Annotated in this window: 16 protein-coding genes and 1 tRNA gene; 4 read left to right on the top strand and 13 right to left on the bottom strand. The window is 38.9% G+C overall.

Annotated features, from left to right (window positions below):
- Positions 1 to 11: 11 nt before the first annotated feature.
- Entirely contained in the window at positions 12 to 785 is a 774-nt protein-coding gene (locus ATS74_RS13295) for a hypothetical protein (RefSeq protein WP_058549366.1), read from the bottom strand.
- A 9-nt stretch (positions 786 to 794) separates the two neighbouring features.
- The gene (locus tag ATS74_RS13290) at positions 795 to 1,277 is read right to left on the bottom strand and encodes a CreA family protein (RefSeq protein WP_058549365.1); all 483 of its coding nucleotides are present in this window, start codon (positions 1,275 to 1,277) and stop codon (positions 795 to 797) included.
- Positions 1,278 to 1,456: 179 nt separating this feature from the next.
- Between ATS74_RS13290 and ATS74_RS13285 the strand changes: the two genes are divergently transcribed.
- Positions 1,457 to 1,786, top strand: coding sequence for a 5-carboxymethyl-2-hydroxymuconate Delta-isomerase (locus ATS74_RS13285; protein ID WP_058549364.1), 330 nt, complete (start codon positions 1,457 to 1,459; stop codon positions 1,784 to 1,786).
- 60 nt (positions 1,787 to 1,846) lie between these two features.
- On the opposite strand, the gene ATS74_RS13280 is transcribed toward ATS74_RS13285, so the two are convergent.
- Positions 1,847 to 3,727, bottom strand: coding sequence for a methyl-accepting chemotaxis protein (locus ATS74_RS13280; RefSeq protein WP_058549363.1), 1,881 nt, complete (start codon positions 3,725 to 3,727; stop codon positions 1,847 to 1,849).
- Between the two features lie 170 nt (positions 3,728 to 3,897).
- Positions 3,898 to 4,851: a LysR family transcriptional regulator gene (locus tag ATS74_RS13275; protein ID WP_058549362.1), complete on the bottom strand. Its 954-nt coding sequence runs from the start codon at positions 4,849 to 4,851 to the stop codon at positions 3,898 to 3,900.
- 149 nt (positions 4,852 to 5,000) lie between these two features.
- On the opposite strand from ATS74_RS13275, the gene ATS74_RS13270 reads away from it, so the two are divergent.
- Positions 5,001 to 5,822, top strand: a complete 822-nt coding sequence (locus ATS74_RS13270; RefSeq protein ID WP_058549361.1) for a DUF4437 domain-containing protein — start codon at positions 5,001 to 5,003, stop codon at positions 5,820 to 5,822.
- A 136-nt stretch (positions 5,823 to 5,958) separates the two neighbouring features.
- Here ATS74_RS13270 and ATS74_RS13265 read toward each other — a convergent pair whose 3' ends face one another.
- The 4 genes from ATS74_RS13265 to ATS74_RS13255 all read right to left on the bottom strand — a co-directional run bounded on the left by ATS74_RS13265 (position 5,959) and on the right by ATS74_RS13255 (position 7,907).
- Positions 5,959 to 6,540: an outer membrane beta-barrel protein gene (locus ATS74_RS13265; protein WP_058549360.1), complete on the bottom strand. Its 582-nt coding sequence runs from the start codon at positions 6,538 to 6,540 to the stop codon at positions 5,959 to 5,961.
- Between the two features lie 257 nt (positions 6,541 to 6,797).
- A tRNA-Ile gene (locus ATS74_RS13260) sits at positions 6,798 to 6,874 on the bottom strand.
- A 246-nt stretch (positions 6,875 to 7,120) separates the two neighbouring features.
- Positions 7,121 to 7,279: a YqaE/Pmp3 family membrane protein gene (locus ATS74_RS19745; protein ID WP_004587604.1), complete on the bottom strand. Its 159-nt coding sequence runs from the start codon at positions 7,277 to 7,279 to the stop codon at positions 7,121 to 7,123.
- Positions 7,280 to 7,343: 64 nt separating this feature from the next.
- A complete protein-coding gene (locus tag ATS74_RS13255; protein WP_058549359.1) occupies positions 7,344 to 7,907 on the bottom strand; it encodes a BON domain-containing protein in 564 nt (187 codons plus the stop codon).
- 318 nt (positions 7,908 to 8,225) lie between these two features.
- On the opposite strand from ATS74_RS13255, the gene ATS74_RS13250 reads away from it, so the two are divergent.
- Positions 8,226 to 8,888, top strand: a complete 663-nt coding sequence (locus ATS74_RS13250; protein ID WP_058549358.1) for a LiaF domain-containing protein — start codon at positions 8,226 to 8,228, stop codon at positions 8,886 to 8,888.
- Positions 8,889 to 8,933: 45 nt separating this feature from the next.
- Here the strand turns inward: ATS74_RS13250 and ATS74_RS13245 are convergent, their stop codons facing one another.
- Positions 8,934 to 9,350, bottom strand: a complete 417-nt coding sequence (locus ATS74_RS13245; protein ID WP_058549357.1) for a VOC family protein — start codon at positions 9,348 to 9,350, stop codon at positions 8,934 to 8,936.
- A 242-nt stretch (positions 9,351 to 9,592) separates the two neighbouring features.
- On the opposite strand from ATS74_RS13245, the gene suhB reads away from it, so the two are divergent.
- Positions 9,593 to 10,396 carry an inositol-1-monophosphatase gene (suhB, locus tag ATS74_RS13240; RefSeq protein ID WP_058549356.1) on the top strand — a complete coding sequence of 268 codons (804 nt, stop codon included), beginning with the start codon at positions 9,593 to 9,595 and terminating at the stop codon, positions 10,394 to 10,396.
- Positions 10,397 to 10,460: 64 nt separating this feature from the next.
- On the opposite strand, the gene ATS74_RS13235 is transcribed toward suhB, so the two are convergent.
- The 4 genes from ATS74_RS13235 to secD form a co-directional block, all read right to left on the bottom strand.
- A complete protein-coding gene (locus ATS74_RS13235) occupies positions 10,461 to 11,270 on the bottom strand; it encodes a substrate-binding periplasmic protein (protein ID WP_058549355.1) in 810 nt (269 codons plus the stop codon).
- A 19-nt stretch (positions 11,271 to 11,289) separates the two neighbouring features.
- Positions 11,290 to 13,077 carry a GGDEF domain-containing protein gene (locus ATS74_RS13230; RefSeq protein WP_058549354.1) on the bottom strand — a complete coding sequence of 596 codons (1,788 nt, stop codon included), beginning with the start codon at positions 13,075 to 13,077 and terminating at the stop codon, positions 11,290 to 11,292.
- A 131-nt stretch (positions 13,078 to 13,208) separates the two neighbouring features.
- A complete protein-coding gene (secF, locus tag ATS74_RS13225; protein ID WP_058549353.1) occupies positions 13,209 to 14,156 on the bottom strand; it encodes a protein translocase subunit SecF in 948 nt (315 codons plus the stop codon).
- A gap of 9 nt (positions 14,157 to 14,165) precedes the next feature.
- Positions 14,166 to 16,025, bottom strand: a complete 1,860-nt coding sequence (gene secD, locus ATS74_RS13220; protein ID WP_058549352.1) for a protein translocase subunit SecD — start codon at positions 16,023 to 16,025, stop codon at positions 14,166 to 14,168.
- Between the last annotated feature and the right edge of the window lie 16 nt (positions 16,026 to 16,041).

Raw genomic sequence — 16,041 nt, 5'->3', positions numbered from 1 at the left:
AAGTATCCAATTTAATTTGGTGCATAGGCGAGTAATAACGGATTAGCTGAGTTGTCTACTAAGGCTTTAATTTCTTTCTGAGCCTTTTTAAATTGGCTTCGTAAATGCGGCTTTAAATGTTTTTTAGACTCTTTATCGTTTTTAAAGTAGCTAATTAACGCGTGCATAAATACGGTATGGGCTTCGCTTAATTTAGCCTCGCGGTTAGCATAAGGGTTATAGCACGAGCCACATCCACCTTTAAATTGATACACTGTATTGCTCATCATTACACCAAAACCTAAAAAGCATGCCACTGCATCAGCTGCTTGTGGCAGGTAGTCTTTACCACCTGGCGGTAGCACCGCAACATGGTGTATGAGTATGGTAGCTAACGTACCTGCAAAGCTTGCTACTAAATCTTGTGGCTGATTTATTTGATTAGGATTAAACGAGACATTAATCGCATGGCTTGGCGGTACTATAAGCTGGCTTGTATCACCTCGTAGTTGTTCACTAAATTCAAAATGAGGAAATACTTGTGGCTGCAATTGCTGTGGTGCTACTAGCTGTATTGGCCATTTGCTCATACCAGCGTAATCGCGCACACGGGTAAATACGTTGGTGGCCATTTCTTCTATACTCGACACCGAGTCAGGGAAGTATTTAGCCGTTGGCAATATTATTTGAGTATGCTTTGTAAAAAAACTGGCATCAAAGTTTTCTACCGCCCAAATAAAAGTATCAATTAACCACTGCTGCTCTGCCTGCTCAAGCAGTGGCTTTGTTTTAAATAACGCTAACATAATCTGCTCTTATTCTTGTTCAAGCGCCCAATCCCACGCTTGGGTATTGTAAAGCGGTACTGTTGATAGTGCATGATGATGACTACCACTGGATTCTTTTGTTGAGTACGATAAGTACAGCAACGTACGGTTTTGTGCATCGTAAATACGGCGTACTTTTAGTGATTTAAATAAAATACTTTTAGATGATTTAAATACCACCTCACCCGACTTACTGCGATCTATAGCTTGTAATTGATCGCCCGTAATCGGCCCCGTTTGACGACACGCTATAGACATATCGGAAGGATCGGAAAAATCTAAATCTGCCTCAATATGGCTAATATGACATGTAACACCTTTTACTAGCGGGTCTTGCTGCGAATTTACCACCACATCTTTAGTAGTAAATAGACCTAAGCTCACCGATGCAACATCGTCAGAGCAAGCACTTAATGTAACAACTGCACTTAGTAGCACAGCTAAGCGTTTAAAATTTTGCGGTAATTTCATATTAATCCTTAATTTTGCTTTATAAGCTAAGCGAAGGTTCACGTGTCTGTTTTTATACTACCATCAAAAATAATTACTTTAGAGTAAAGATTTTCAATACCTCAGGGGTTAGCGCACTACGCTGTATTTGCTACAATTGCGCCCACACCCATGCAGTAACTTACAATAGGAAATGCTTAATGCCGCATATTATTATTGAACACTCAGAAGACCTTCCTGTTCTCCCTCAAGTACTTGTAGAAAAAGTACATAATGCAACTTTTCAAAGTGGCTTATTCGATTTAGAAACGATAAAAACCCGTGCCATTGCTTACCAACAATATCAACTAGGTGCGGGTAAAGAAGGATTTATTCATATTGCGGCACATATAATGTCAGGGCGTTCTATTGAGCAAAAGCAAATGCTTAGTGAAAGCCTGCTAGAGTGTTTAAAAACCTACTGTCGCGACTCAGACAGCCTAAGCGTTAATATTTACGATATTCAACACGAGATCTACCGTAAAAATTAAACAAAAAAAGCGCGTTATAACTGAGTTACAACGCGCTTTATAGTTTAAAGCTTTAACTTTTTATAATGTAAATTTACCAAGCAACTCTTTTAATATATTCGACTCCTTATTCAAGCCATTACATAATTGCTCTGAATTTTTCATATTTTGCTTTGTTTGCTCTGCCGAGTCAGAAATCATCACCACATTTTGACTTATTTCAGACGTAGCTAACGTTTGCTCACGTGTTGCTGTAGCAACCGAGCTGTTTAGCTCACTTAAAGTCACTATTTCCTGCGATATACCAGTTAATGTACTGCCTGTAACTTTTAATCGCTCTGCGTTTTCAAGGGTATTTTTACTGCCAAGTTCAATGGCTGATACCGTGCTAGAAGCTTTAGTATTTAATGAATCAATCATTTCGTTTATTTGCTCTGTAGACTCAGCAGTACGCATAGCCAGCGTACGTACTTCATCAGCAACTACAGCAAAGCCTCGGCCATGCTCTCCAGCTCGCGCAGCTTCTATGGCAGCATTAAGCGCTAATAAATTGGTTTGCTCAGATATAGCCTTAATTACATCAAGCACTTGCGTAATAGATTTTATTTCACTAGAGAGCTCAGTAACGGAAGCAACCGAGGTCGCCATGGCAGTTTCTAGTTGCTCCATGTGTTTTATGGTGCCATTAACAAATTCAACCCCTTTGTGAGTGGTTTCCTCTGTAGTAGTTGCTATATCAGATGCATTACTAGCGCTGTTTGAAATATCTTGTACGGTTACTTCCATTTCATTCACCGCAGCTGCAACCGTTTGTGTGCTTGATGATTGCACTTCAGCCAAATTAGCAGCCCCCTGGACTTGCACTAGCACACTTTCAGAGATACTTTTTACATGATTAGCAGAGTCAGACACTTGCTTAAACATACTATGCAATTGCTCTAAAAATAAATTAAAGTTTGCTGCCAGCTCAGATATTTCATTGTTGTCGTCTGTAGGTAACCTAGCAGTTAAATCACCATCTTTTTTAGTTAACGAATTAACCGCTGCAGTTATGTTTTCAATAGGTTTAAAAATTTGCGCAACTAATACCCTAGCCAGTACAAAGCCGATAATGGCAATAATAACGCCAAATAATAAATTACTATTAATAGCACTATTAATAGGCCCATAGAGTTGATTCTCTGGTATTTCGGCCACTAAATGCCAACCTAATGATTCTATAGGTGTGCTTGAAACAACATAATCTTCATCGCCAATTTGTTTATTTACAATGGCACCGTTTTTAATCTCATTAATATTAATTTTTTGACCCATTAGATCTCTATCACTGTGAAGCATCACCTCGCCATCATCAGAGACCAAATAAACTACACCGGCTTCACCAATGCGGTATTCATTAATTAAATTGATCATAGAATCGAGCGAGCGGCCAACACCAGTAATTGCTGTACGTTCACCGCCTATTTCTAATGCGTAATTAATAAATACCACCATAGTATTTGTGGTTTTATCAATATCCAGTGCTATCTCGAAGGGTTTATTTGATGATAAAAATTGATCAAACCAAAGGTCTTCGCTTCTGTCTATTTTTCTCGAAATGCCAGTATCTGTGTAATAGTTATTGGTGTTTTTTGAAATAATATAAGCCATAACGGCTTTGTTATCTTTTTTAATACTTGCTAAATAGTTAATGTAATCGGCTTGTGTTTGCTCAGACTCGCCATTACTTAGCCACTGTTTAACAAACAAATTTTGTGCTATTTCTTTAGCAACAATAATGGGGGTAGACAGCTCAAGCTCAATTTTGCTTTTCACTTCGCTAAGTGCTGTAGGTAAGTCTACTTTTGCGAGTTTATCGCCTATATGGCTTTGGATACTATTTGAAAATAAAAATGTAGAAACAGCTAAAGGAACAACAATAGCTAAAATAAGACTTATATAAACTTTTTGCTTAAGTAACATACGATACCTATAAAATGAACAAAGGATTGAACTCACACTCGCTTACAGTAAATATAGGATCAGCTGCGCAATAAGCCCAATAATTAGAAAAATAGAATGTTAAAAGAGGAATGTGCATTTTAAATAAATACGAGGAGCGTATAAAACATCAAAAATACGCGTATTAAAGTTTATAGCGATTCTGGCCACTCTTTAGCATCAATAATACCCTTAGCTATTAGCTGATCTCTTAATTCATTAATTGTGTGTTTTAACTCATCGCGAATTAACCTAACAGCAGGGGTAATAAGCTGCCTACTAGGGAGTACTAGCCACATTTCGGTAAGCGGCACTTTGTAGTCACTCATTAGCCTTTGAAGCCTTCCGCTTAATAAATCTTGAGCGACATCAATTGCTGATTTTTTGGCAATACCGGTTCCATCCATACACCAACGCCTTACAATATCGCCATCGTTAACTGCGCGGTCACTATTCATTTTAATTTTGAATTTTTGATCGTCGTTATAAAGCTCCCAACCATCGTGAACTACTTCATATAACTTATATAAAAGAGCATTATGATTAAGTAAATCTTCGGGTGTTAACGGCTCACCGTGCTTGGCAATATAACTTGGCGATGCGCACAACACGTGAGGAATATCACAAATTTTAAAACCATATAAATTGAGCTCTTTTACTGCATCTTTAGTGATTGCCCTCAGAGCAACATCAACTCCATCACGGTAAAAGTCGGCACGGCTATCACTAGCTTGTAATCGCAAAGTTACTTCGCTGTATTTATCCATGATATTATTAAGTAAAACACGCATTAAATTACGGCCCATTTCTGAGGAAACCGCCATGCGCACTTCACCACTTATCGACTGCTGCTCTTCGTGAATAAGTACTTGGCCTTGCTGCAGTAATTCGAGTGCTTGCTGGCATAACGGTAAATAACGCTCCCCCTCAGACGTAAGACGTATTTGCCTTGTGGTACGTACAAAAATCTGAGCGTTAAGTGCTTTTTCAATACGTTTTATAGATACGCTTGCAGCCGATGAACTCATATCTAATTGGTTTGCAGCCGCCGTAATAGATTGCAGCTCTGCCACTTTAAGCAATACTTGTAAGTCAGCAATTTTCATCAAAACCTCTTACTGTTTAGCTACGTGATTAAATATTAACTATAAAGCTATTATCCACGTTTTTGCGAAAGTGTATTGAACATTTGCCCGTTTATTGGGTGAATTTTAAACCGTACTATACACGCATACCAACTTAACGGAGCATACCTATGAAACTATTATTAAACGCATCAACACTTGCACTTGTAGCAACACTTAGCTCATCGCCTGCTTTTGCTCAGCAAAACGCATCAAAAGTAGTTGCTGCTAGCAATATTGATTGGGGTTACCTAAACCCACTTCGTGGCGATAAAAGCCCTGGCGCAGCCGATCTTTGGGGTAACCGTACAACAGATGATGCAACAGGTATGCTAGTTCGCTTTAAAAAAGGATTTGAATCTCCACCACATATTCATAACATTACCTATCGCGGTATTGTTATTGAAGGGCAAATGCATAATGACGACCCAGCCGCTGAAAAAATGTGGATGCCAGCAGGCTCATTTTGGACACAGCCAGCAGGTGAAAACCACACCACTGCTGCCAATGGCAAAACTAACTTAATATACCTCGAAATAGACTCAGGCCCATATTTAGTAAAGCCTACAAAAGATCAGTTTGATAATGGCGAGCGCCCATTAAATCTACATAAAGACAATATCGTATGGTTAAGCGATAGCGACTTAAACGATATTAGCGTAGACGGTGTGCAATCTACTTATGTATGGGGGAGTAAAGCCAATTTGAATGGCTCAATGATTAAACTTCCTGCTGGCTTTAAAGGTGAAATAAGCACTGAGGCTAGTGAGTTTCGCGCTGTGGTTATTGGCGGTGCAGTTAATTACAACTCAAACGAGCAAAATAAAGTCCAAAACCTAAGCGCAGGCAGCTATGTAGGATCAAATGGTCGCTTTACTCACTCGCTTGAAAATAACAGCGATAAACCTGCAACTATCTATATTCGTACTAACAGTAAGTACCAAGTTAATTAAATACTTAACGCCTCTAGCTTTAGCTTTAGCTTTAGCTTTAGCTTTAGCTTTTCGTAAGAAAACTCAAAATAGAAAAGTAACGAACATAAAAAAGCGCACTGATTAGTGCGCTCAAATACAATTAATGTATTACTACTTAAAAGCTGTATCGAGCCGTTAAGCTAACCAAATCTAGCTCATCAATTGTCGTGTAATTAGCACCAATAGAAAAGTTCTTATTCATGTAATAAAGCGCACCCAAAGTGATCGATGTTTCACTCTCATCTTCAATATCGATGTAGCCTAAACGACCATCTAGTTCAATGCTATCGCTCAGCATTGATCGAACGCCTATAGATAGGCCATAGCCATTTTCATCTTCTGAAGCACTGTTTCCACGATACGATGCCTCAGCTTCTACGTTTTCGTATGTTAATAAACCATAAAAGTCAGTGCTCGCGCTAATAGCAGTTCGGTAACCTACTCCAGCACTAAGCCAGTTTAAGTCTACGTCTAAACCATCATCTGAATTACCAACAGTCTGATATTGACCAGATAGAAAAAAATTCTCGCCTAGTAGCGTGCTACCATCAAAAGTCCAACCATCAGCATCATCGCCATCAATATCCCCATTAAGGTAACCAGCAGAAACATAGTTAAAGTTTGGAGATTCGGCCAATACAGCGGGGCTCGCAACAGCAGCAGTAAACAGTAAGATTGCAATTTTATTCGTTTTCATAATACTTCCTTATAAATTTATTTGAACAACCCTAAATTGTCCCCAGGAAAGTACACAACTATATTATTGATTGCAAATAATAAATAATTTTAAAGTAGCGTTCTGACGGTTTCTATTAATTACAAGATTGAGAATAAAAACCAAATGGCCGAAACAAATAATTTAAGCGAGAAACTACATAGACGAATGTGCTATTAAACTAAAATAAGATGAGCTAATTTGTACTAAGATATATGAAAACAGAACGCTTTGAAAAGTGGTGGCCCCTCCCAGACTCGAACTGGGGACCTAACGATTATGAGTCGTGTGCTCTAACCAACTGAGCTAAGGGGCCAACTTTATATAACTGCAAGGCAGTTAATTTTTGAAGCGTTTAGCCACAGAGCGACTAAAGCGGGTTGCAGTATAAAAACTTTTTAAGGGCTTGTCACTAGCAAAAACCTTTATTTTAACAATCAGTAAGCTAACTGCTTAAATAGTAATCTTTTAAGTGGGTAATAATATAAAAATAGGGGGATTTAAAGCAGGGAAGGTATGTAAGCCGTTTAGAAAGTCGGCTTACATTACATAAAGTGCAGCATTACTTTTTGGCAATTATATAAATTGCGTGTATTAAACCCGGGAAGTAACCCAGTAGTGTTAGTAAAATATTTAGCCAAAAGTGCATACCTAAACCAACTTGTAAAAACACGCCCAGTGGTGGCAATAAAATCGACAAAATAATACGAATAATATCCATGGTGTAACTCCTTTAAAATGACAAAGTAAAAAGCCCAGCAGTGCTGGGCTTTTAGTATAGTGTATTATTCAGCAACGATAGTTAATTCATCAACTACGTCACGAACATCTTCAGCGTTTTTAGCAATTTTGATTGCTAACTGCTTTTCAGCTTCAGATTCAACAGAACCTTTTAGCTTCACTACGCCGTTGTCGGTATCAACATCAATATCCGTACCGTCAACTTCTGAGTCAAATAAGAAGCGAGTTGTAATTACCGTGGTGATTTTAGCGTCAGTTAAGTCGTTGTCATCAGTGTCCATATCGGTATCTGTAGTTTTAGCATCCATATCTTTAACAACGGTTAAGTTGTTATCTACATCCATTACGCCATCTAGGCTAAGTACAAGTTCTTCAGCTAACTCTTTATCTAGGTCGCTGTTTACTTTACCTGTAAGTACTACCTTGCCATTTTTTACATCAGTGTTAATGTCAAAGTTGTTTAGATTAGTGTTCATAAGAAGCACTGTTTCTGCCTTACCATCAATCCAAGCATCTTTACTTTCGTTTTCCCAGCTGCTTGCCTGTGCACCCATTGCTGTAGTACCAAGAACTAACGCTGCAATCATAGATTTGTTGAATGTTTTCATAATCTTTCTCCTTTTGATTAAAGACGAATTAGTTAATGCGAGCTTTAGGCCAACTTTATTTTTATTTAAAAATCATAAACTTAAACCATAACCAACATTTGTGGTACACAAGCTTTGAGTAAAGTTTTACAGACTTATCGGTAAAACTTTCTTAAGTAGTGAAAATAGCTAGATAATTGCACTTTTGGTTAATCTATCGTTAATATAACAAACAGCAAAGCACTATAATAAAATTAAACCACTGATAATTAAAGGTATTAATATTGGTACGTTGATTGCTTTTTAGTTTGTACTCGCTTAATAAAAGGATTGCTCCTAATGTCTGTAAAAATTGAAGACCGCCCAATAGAACACGTTCGTGAACAAGTGATTGACCAGCTGATTTATAATTACAGTCACGGGGTTATTTCTGTAGAGGCATTTGAACGACGTTTAGATGAAGCTATGGATGCAAGCTCAAACGAAGTATTAATGAACTTAGTGGAAGATTTAACACTTAACACTGATCAGCAATATAAAGCGCAAAAACACACGCAATTTTCTCCAAATTATAGTGCACAACAAAATAGCGATGACGATTTTACACTGCGCAGTATATTAGGCTCAAATGAGCGAAGCGGTCAGTGGGTTGTGCCAAAAAATATTTACTTAAGCAACTATATGGGCTCAGTGGTACTTGATTTTACTGACGCTATATTTGCACATCAAAATGTAACCATTCACGTTAATTGCATATTTGGTAGTGATGAAATATACGTACCAGATCATGTAAATGTAGTATCTAAGATGTTTTGTACATTAAGCAGCTTTGAAAACAAATCGGTATCGCTTAATAAACGCCAAGGACCGACTATTTATATTGAGGGTAAAGCCATATTAGGCTCGGTAGAAGTAAAAGTTAAGCGCACAATTAAAGAGAAGTTTATGAGTTTTGCCAATGAGCTAAAAACTCAACTTGGTGCTGGTAGTAGTAATCGATAATAAAAATTTATCTAAGCACCGTGCCTTACGGTGCTTAGGGGATGACTATAAATCGTTATTTCGCTCACTTGGTATATCGCTTAAATATTCTACAAACTCTATTTCAAAGCCTGCGGGGTCAATAAAATACACATTTTTTCTAAATGGATTGGTGCTACCTTTTTTACTTACTTTAAAACCCGCTTTATTTAAACGCGTTACCACTGCATTTAAATTATTCGTAACATATGCAAAATGAGCAAAGCCAACTTGATGCCCCGACAAGTACCTATTTTCTCCCTCTCCATGGTCGCTTATAGCTATGTAGTGGGTATCATCACCAAAATGGACCCAGCGCCTTGGTTTACCATACCAATCGCCTTGTCCTTCACTTCTAATTGACCAATATGGAAACGCCGCTTGATAAAACGCTAGCATTGGATCGATATCACTTGCGACTAAGTTTACATGTTCTAAATACATAACTTTCCTTATTTGTTTAAGTTGAGGTCACGATAAAACCTCAAGTTAACTTTAGGTAAAGTATTATTTAAAATTAATTTATTTAAATGCAGATAATTATGTTTTAAAAAAGTATGCACTTTCAGGGCTGTACAAAAAACACCCGCATTTATTTGGGGTTTATTGTTTACTTTATGTCAAAAGTCGCTAAAATACGCCGGCTGAAATATACAAACGTTCTTTTACAACCCAAAGGTAACACCATGCATCCAATGTTAAACATTGCGGTTCGCGCTGCGCGTAACGCAGGCAAAATTTTACTTCGCGCTGGCGAAGATTTATCAAAAGTTGAAGTGCAACAAAAAGGCGCTAACGACTTAGTAACTAACATTGATAAAGAAGCCGAAGCCGTAATTCGCGACACAATTTTACAGTCTTACCCTACTCACTCAATTGTTGGTGAAGAACTAGGTGAGCACAAAGGCAAGGATGCAGATTACCAATGGATTGTAGATCCTATCGATGGAACAACTAACTTCATCAAAGGTATCCCTCATTACGCAATCTCTATTGCACTTAAAGTTAAAGGTCGTTTAGACCAAGCCGTTATTTATGATCCAATTCGTGGTGAGCTTTTCACGGCTTCTAAAGGTCAAGGCGCACAACTTAACAGCAAACGTCTTCGTGTAAGCAAAACAACTGTACTTGCGGGTACTGTACTTGCTACTGGTTTCCCTTTCAAAAACAAACACCATATGGATGCATACACTGAAGCATTTAAAGCATTGTTTGTGCATACAGCTGATATTCGCCGTGCAGGTTGTTCTGCTTTAGATATGGCATACGTTGCTGCGGGTCGTGTAGATGGATTTTTTGAAATTGGTTTAAAACCTTGGCACTCTGCTGCAGGCGAGCTTATGGTTAAAGAAGCGGGCGGCATGGTAGTCGATTTTGCTGGTGGTAATAACTATAACCACAGTGGCAATATCATTTGTGGCGCGCCAAAATTGACTCAAGCTATTATTCGTGAAATTCGTCCAGTGTTATCTGAGTCGTTACTTCGCTAATAAACAGCTTATATCAACTACATTGGTATAACTAAAAAAGGAGCTTCGGCTCCTTTTTTTGCACCTAAAAATAAGGATTATCGAGTTTAATTTCGACCGTTTTCCCTTTTGTATAAGGCAGTTTATTTAAATCATCTGCAAAATATTCGTTAAATAAGGCATCAAACTCACCGTTTTCTTGCATCAGCTTTAAACCTTTCTCAATCGCTATAGCTAACTCAGGCTTACTTTTTGTCACAAAATAATAAATACCCGTTGGGTAGCTTATGTATAGGTTGGGCACGACAACAAGGTTACTTTGCTTGTTTTCAATAAGTTCGGAATTAACCTCAATAAATGAGCGAGGAAAATAATCTATTCGCCCACGGCTTGTTAAAGTAAACATGGCTTGGTAATTGGTGAGTGGCCTTACATGTAGCCCGTTGTACGACATGATTCTTGTATCTGGCCAGTTGTGACCTTGCACCGCTGAAAACTCTCCTAGCTGCTCAAGAGTTTTTACGTTTTTAAAACGTGCTACATTTTGTCTATTAGTGAGTAAAGCCCGCTTTCCTATGTAGCCTTTAAATAACGGTATTTTAATAGCTAAAGCAAGCGCTTCTCGTTCTGGGCTGCTCATACTCCAATACATATCAAGGTCACTGCTTTGCAGGTTTATGAGCTTACGCTTTTGATGTTCTGATATTGGAGTCATCCTAATAACCCCGGGGTAATTTGCGCTTTCGAGTGCTCGAGCTAGTAACTCACTTAAGTACTCTTCTCGGGCATTTTGAGTATCTTGTTTTTGGGCAACACTTATTATCTGATCTTGCGCGATGAGCGCAAAACTCGTAAACAAACTTAATACGCAAACTAAAAACTTTATTGGCAACATAACAATTACCTATTTTTATTTAAATTACCTGCTTATTACTTGCTAGACGCACTACTGCGGGTGCAGGCCCTTTGCGTTTGCAAATAAACAAATAACTATGACGATAACGTTTGGCTTCTTTTTTAGCATCAGTTGCAAGTGCTGCAACTTGGTGGCTGTTTTTACATTGCTGTAAATCAGGCTCAACTAAGCCAATCGATAACGTTAGTAAAGGCACAAATTGCTTTTCTCCTTCACGGTTTGTAGCCCAATACCCTTCGCTCTTTATGTGCTCAGGTGTAAAAAATATACGAGATTGGTGTTCAAACTGTTCAATAATGGTATTGCATATATCAACCGCGTTGTGCTGATCAAACACCACCATAAAGTCATCGCCACCTATATGCCCTACAAAGTTAGCACTATTTTTACACGCTTGCACTGTTACATCAGCTAATAGTTTAATTACACTGTCGCCGCTAGCGTAACCGTATAAGTCATTAAATTGCTTAAAATGATTTAAGTCTATATACGCGAGTGAAAAAGGATTACTACCTTTTAATCGCTGCTCTATAGCTTCATTAATTGCTACATTACCAGGGAGCATAGTCAGTGGATTAGCATGCTGTGCATGGCGTATTTTTTCTTCGGTTATGTGTTTTAAAATATCGCGAAGCGGCGCTAATCCTAAATAAGCGCTTTCTCTGGTGATTACTATATGGCGGCGAATATCAAAGTCTTGCTCAGTTATTTGCTTACTTACGGTATCGAGTAATTGGTTTTCATCAACGACTAAGGGCTGCTTATCCATAAGTGCAGTAACGGGGCGTTTATCATAAAGAGCATGCCCGTAGGGCGCTGCAAAAACCTCTGTTAATTGATCTCTGTGAAGTAACCCTACGGGCTTGTTCTCATTACTTAACACTGCAATGCTTATGAGTGACTTATCTTGCTCAAAGCGTTTATGCGCATCTTTACAGCGAGTGTCGCTGCTTATTGCAGGTTGTGTAATAGATAGGCGGCCTATGGCCATCGATTGATCAAATAATGTATTTGATTGCGTAAATGAAAGAGCTTGTAGTTGCTCTGAGCTAAAGTCTTCACTTGGCTTTATGCTTGGCTTTTCAAGTAAAAACCCTTGTACGTTACTAATGCCTAAGTTTTCTACGAACGTGAGCTCTTCTGGGCGCTCTATCCCTTCGGCAATAACCTGAGTATTAGTGGCTCTGGCCAAAATTGTAATAGATTTCAAAAACTCTTTTTTAACTTCGCTTTGATCACAATGATCAATAAAATAGCGGTCGATTTTTACAAAATCGGGGCATAATTCAGACCATTGTTTTAAGCCTGAATACCCAGCGCCTAAATCATCTATTGCTATAGTAAAGCCAAGTTCTCGGTAATGAGCTATCGTTTTTAATAGCAAAAAACCATCATCTACTTTTTCTTGCTCAGTAACCTCTATAACTACACGATTAGCCGCTAAGTCAAATTGCTCTATTAGGTGCAATGTTTCCCCTTTAGGATGGCAAGGATCAAGTAGTGTTTTAGGGCTTACATTTAAAAATAATTTACCTTGTAGGTTAAGCCTTACAAAGTTTTCAATCGCTTTAGAGCGACATAGTAATTCAAGTTCCGAAATTAAGCCTTGCTCATGGGCTACTTTAAATAATGTATTAGGCATTTCTAGCGGGCTATCTTTAGGCCCTCGACTAAGTGCTTCGTAACCTACAATAACTTGATTGCTAATATCAAAAATAGGCTGAAACAGCGTCGTTATTTCACCGCTTTTTAAAATGTACTCTAATACTTTGCGCTGAATCGTCACGTATTTGCCTTACAACTATTTTGATTGGAGCAACAAAGTACCAAGTGTGTATGACACTTTTATTGCGCCTAAAAAAATGCACTCATAAAAAAACCGCTCATAAGAGCGGTTTTTATTAAGTACAAACCTAGTTACGGCATAGCGTCTTGGTCAGCACCTTCTTTTTCTATCACTTCAGGTATTAAATCTTCTTTGCTTACGCCCATTGCTATAGCAACCGAACTTGCAACATAAACAGAAGAATAAGTACCAATAAACACACCAAACAGTAATGCAGTTGCAAAACCATGAATGGTTTGCCCGCCCCATGCAAACAAGGCAATCAACACTAAAATTGTAGTGATTGATGTTACAAGTGTACGATTAAGTGTTTGCGTTAAAGACAAGTCAATAATTTCGATAGTGTCGTCAATGCGTACCTTACGGAAGTTTTCACGGATACGGTCAGATACAACAATAGTATCGTTGAGCGAGTAACCTATTACCGCAAGTATTGCCGCTAATATTGTTAAATCAAACTCTAACCCTAATACCGAAAACAAACCAACTGTAATAATAACGTCGTGTAGTAACGCACCTACCGCACCTACTGCAAAACGCCACTCAAAACGAAATGCAACATAGATTAAGATACAAATAAGCGCAGTTAACATGGCAAGGCCACCCTGCTCTTTTAAGTCTTCACCTACGCTTGGACCAACAAACTCAATACGACGCATTACTACGCTGTCGTCTGCTTGTTTTAATGCTGCAATTACTTGGTTACCAATTACTTCTGCTTTAACATCGCTTCCACGAGGCGCTAGGCGTACTAAAATTTCTTGGCTTGAACCAAATAACTGTACGGAAGCATCAGCAAAGCCATTTTCGGCTAGTACATTACGTACCTTTTTTAGATCTGCAGGCTGTGAAAAGCCCACCTCTACTGCAGTACCGCCGGTAAAATCTAAGCCAAAATTTAAGCCTTTAACAAAAATTGACGCAAGCGACGCTATTATCAATAACGTCGAAAAGCCCATAGCCACTTTACGAAGAGACATGAAACGAAGGGTTCTGCTACCCAAACTTAAAATCTGCATGTCTACTCCTTAAATTGAAAGTTTATCAACACGTTTACCGCCAATAATAAAGTTGATTACCGCGCGGGTACCAACAATAGCTGTAAACATTGAAGTTAAAATACCAATTGCTAATGTAACCGCAAAGCCTGCAATTGGGCCTGTACCCACGGCAAATAATATAATGGCAGCAATTAGGGTGGTGATATTGGCATCAAATATAGTGCTAAAAGCGCTGTCATAACCAAAATGAACGGCTTGTTGAGGGCTACGGCCATCGGCCAGCTCTTCACGAATACGTTCAAAAATAAGTACGTTAGCATCTACTGCCATACCTACGGTTAATACAATACCGGCAATACCTGGCAAGGTTAATGTAGCGCCAGGAATAAGCGACATAATACCCACAATAAGCACTAAGTTAGCCGCGAGCGCCAAGTTAGCTACTAAGCCAAAGCCTTTGTAGTAAATAAGCATAAAGGCAAGTACAAACGCAAAACCAAGTGCAACAGCTGTCATACCTGCTTCAATGTTTTCTTGTCCTAGGCTTGGCCCTACTGTGCGCTCTTCTACTATTTGAATTGGAGCAACAAGTGCACCCGCTCTAAGTAATAAGCTTAAGTTATGCGCTTCAGCTGGGTTATCAATACCTGTAATGCGGAATGAGCGATCAAGGCGAGCCTGAATAGTCGCAACGTTAATAACTTCTTCTACCTTAATTGGTGGAAGCGCCTTACCGTTTTCATCCTTTTTACCCGATGGCTTGTATTCAATAAATACTGTGGCCATACGTTTACCAATAGCACGTTTGGTAAAGGCATTCATTTTTGCCCCACCTTTGCTATCTAAGGTAATACTTACTTGTGGTCGTTGATATTCGTCACTACCTGATTGCGCGCCAGTAATATGGCTACCTTCAAGAATAATACGTTTTTTAAGTACTACAGGGTAACCGTCGCGGCTCATGATCATTTCAGTACCCGCTGGGATACGACCTTGAGCAGCTGCGCTTGGATCGGCGTTTTCGTCTACTTCACGAAACTCAAGCGTTGCTGTAGCGCCTAAAATTTCTTTAGCGCGAGCGGTATCTTGAACACCTGGTAATTGCACAATAATACGCTCAGCACCTTGGCGCTGTACGTTTGGCTCTGCAACACCAATTTGGTTGATACGATTACGAATAATCGTTTCATTTTGCTTAATTGCGTAGTCACGAATTTCTTTAAGCTTTTGCTCACTCATGGTGGCAAAAAATGCTTTATCGTTGCTGCTATCATCAATGTAAACATTTAATGGGTAACGAGATTCTAATAAACGCTCTGCAGCGTCTTTATCATCTTCGGTACGCATTTCTACACGCATACGCTCAGAGCCAGCTACACGGCGAACACTACGGTAACGTAGTTTTTCTTCGCGTAAATCGCTTCTAAAGTCTTGTTCCATTTGCTCAAGCTGGTTATCAACCGCAGTTGCCATGTCGATTTCCATGGTGAAATGTACGCCACCACTTAAATCAAGACCTAGCTTCATTGGGTTACCACCGAGTGATTTTAACCAAGTAGGTTGAGCCGGAGCCATATTAATAGCAGAAACGTAATCGTCACTTAATGAATCACGCAGTAAGTCTTGCGCTTTAAGTTGCTCTTCAACATTTTTGAAACGAACAAGTATTTGTCCATCTTCAAGCTTAGTTGATTTAACAGTTACGTTATGTTTTTTGAGGGTTGCGTTTACTTTGTCTACAACAGCGAGGTCTACATCGGCACCTTTAGCACCCGAAACTTGAATGGCCGGATCGCGACCATACAAGTTTGGAGAAGCATATAAAACGCCAATAGCTACCACAGCTAAAACAAGTAAATACTTCCAAACTGGAAACTTGTTTAACACGGGGTCGTCCTTATTA

The sequence above is a fragment of the Pseudoalteromonas sp. H103 genome, assembly GCF_001469205.1.
Taxonomy (GTDB): Bacteria; Pseudomonadota; Gammaproteobacteria; order Enterobacterales; family Alteromonadaceae; genus Pseudoalteromonas; species Pseudoalteromonas carrageenovora.
The sequence above is the reverse complement of the archived record's forward strand: the minus strand, read 5'-3'. Positions and strand labels throughout refer to the sequence as shown.

Coding starts and splice junctions, on each gene's coding strand:
- ATS74_RS13245 (WP_058549357.1), bottom strand. CDS start 9,350: ATGTATTTAGAACATGTAAACTTAGTCGCAAGTGATATCGATCCAATG.
- ATS74_RS13290 (WP_058549365.1), bottom strand. CDS start 1,277: ATGAAATTACCGCAAAATTTTAAACGCTTAGCTGTGCTACTAAGTGCA.
- ATS74_RS13275 (WP_058549362.1), bottom strand. CDS start 4,851: ATGAAAATTGCTGACTTACAAGTATTGCTTAAAGTGGCAGAGCTGCAA.
- ATS74_RS13270 (WP_058549361.1), top strand. CDS start 5,001: ATGAAACTATTATTAAACGCATCAACACTTGCACTTGTAGCAACACTT.
- ATS74_RS13295 (WP_058549366.1), bottom strand. CDS start 785: ATGTTAGCGTTATTTAAAACAAAGCCACTGCTTGAGCAGGCAGAGCAG.
- ATS74_RS13280 (WP_058549363.1), bottom strand. CDS start 3,727: ATGTTACTTAAGCAAAAAGTTTATATAAGTCTTATTTTAGCTATTGTT.
- ATS74_RS13255 (WP_058549359.1), bottom strand. CDS start 7,907: ATGAAAACATTCAACAAATCTATGATTGCAGCGTTAGTTCTTGGTACT.
- ATS74_RS19745 (WP_004587604.1), bottom strand. CDS start 7,279: ATGGATATTATTCGTATTATTTTGTCGATTTTATTGCCACCACTGGGC.
- suhB (WP_058549356.1), top strand. CDS start 9,593: ATGCATCCAATGTTAAACATTGCGGTTCGCGCTGCGCGTAACGCAGGC.
- secF (WP_058549353.1), bottom strand. CDS start 14,156: ATGCAGATTTTAAGTTTGGGTAGCAGAACCCTTCGTTTCATGTCTCTT.
- ATS74_RS13285 (WP_058549364.1), top strand. CDS start 1,457: ATGCCGCATATTATTATTGAACACTCAGAAGACCTTCCTGTTCTCCCT.
- ATS74_RS13250 (WP_058549358.1), top strand. CDS start 8,226: ATGTCTGTAAAAATTGAAGACCGCCCAATAGAACACGTTCGTGAACAA.
- ATS74_RS13265 (WP_058549360.1), bottom strand. CDS start 6,540: ATGAAAACGAATAAAATTGCAATCTTACTGTTTACTGCTGCTGTTGCG.
- ATS74_RS13235 (WP_058549355.1), bottom strand. CDS start 11,270: ATGTTGCCAATAAAGTTTTTAGTTTGCGTATTAAGTTTGTTTACGAGT.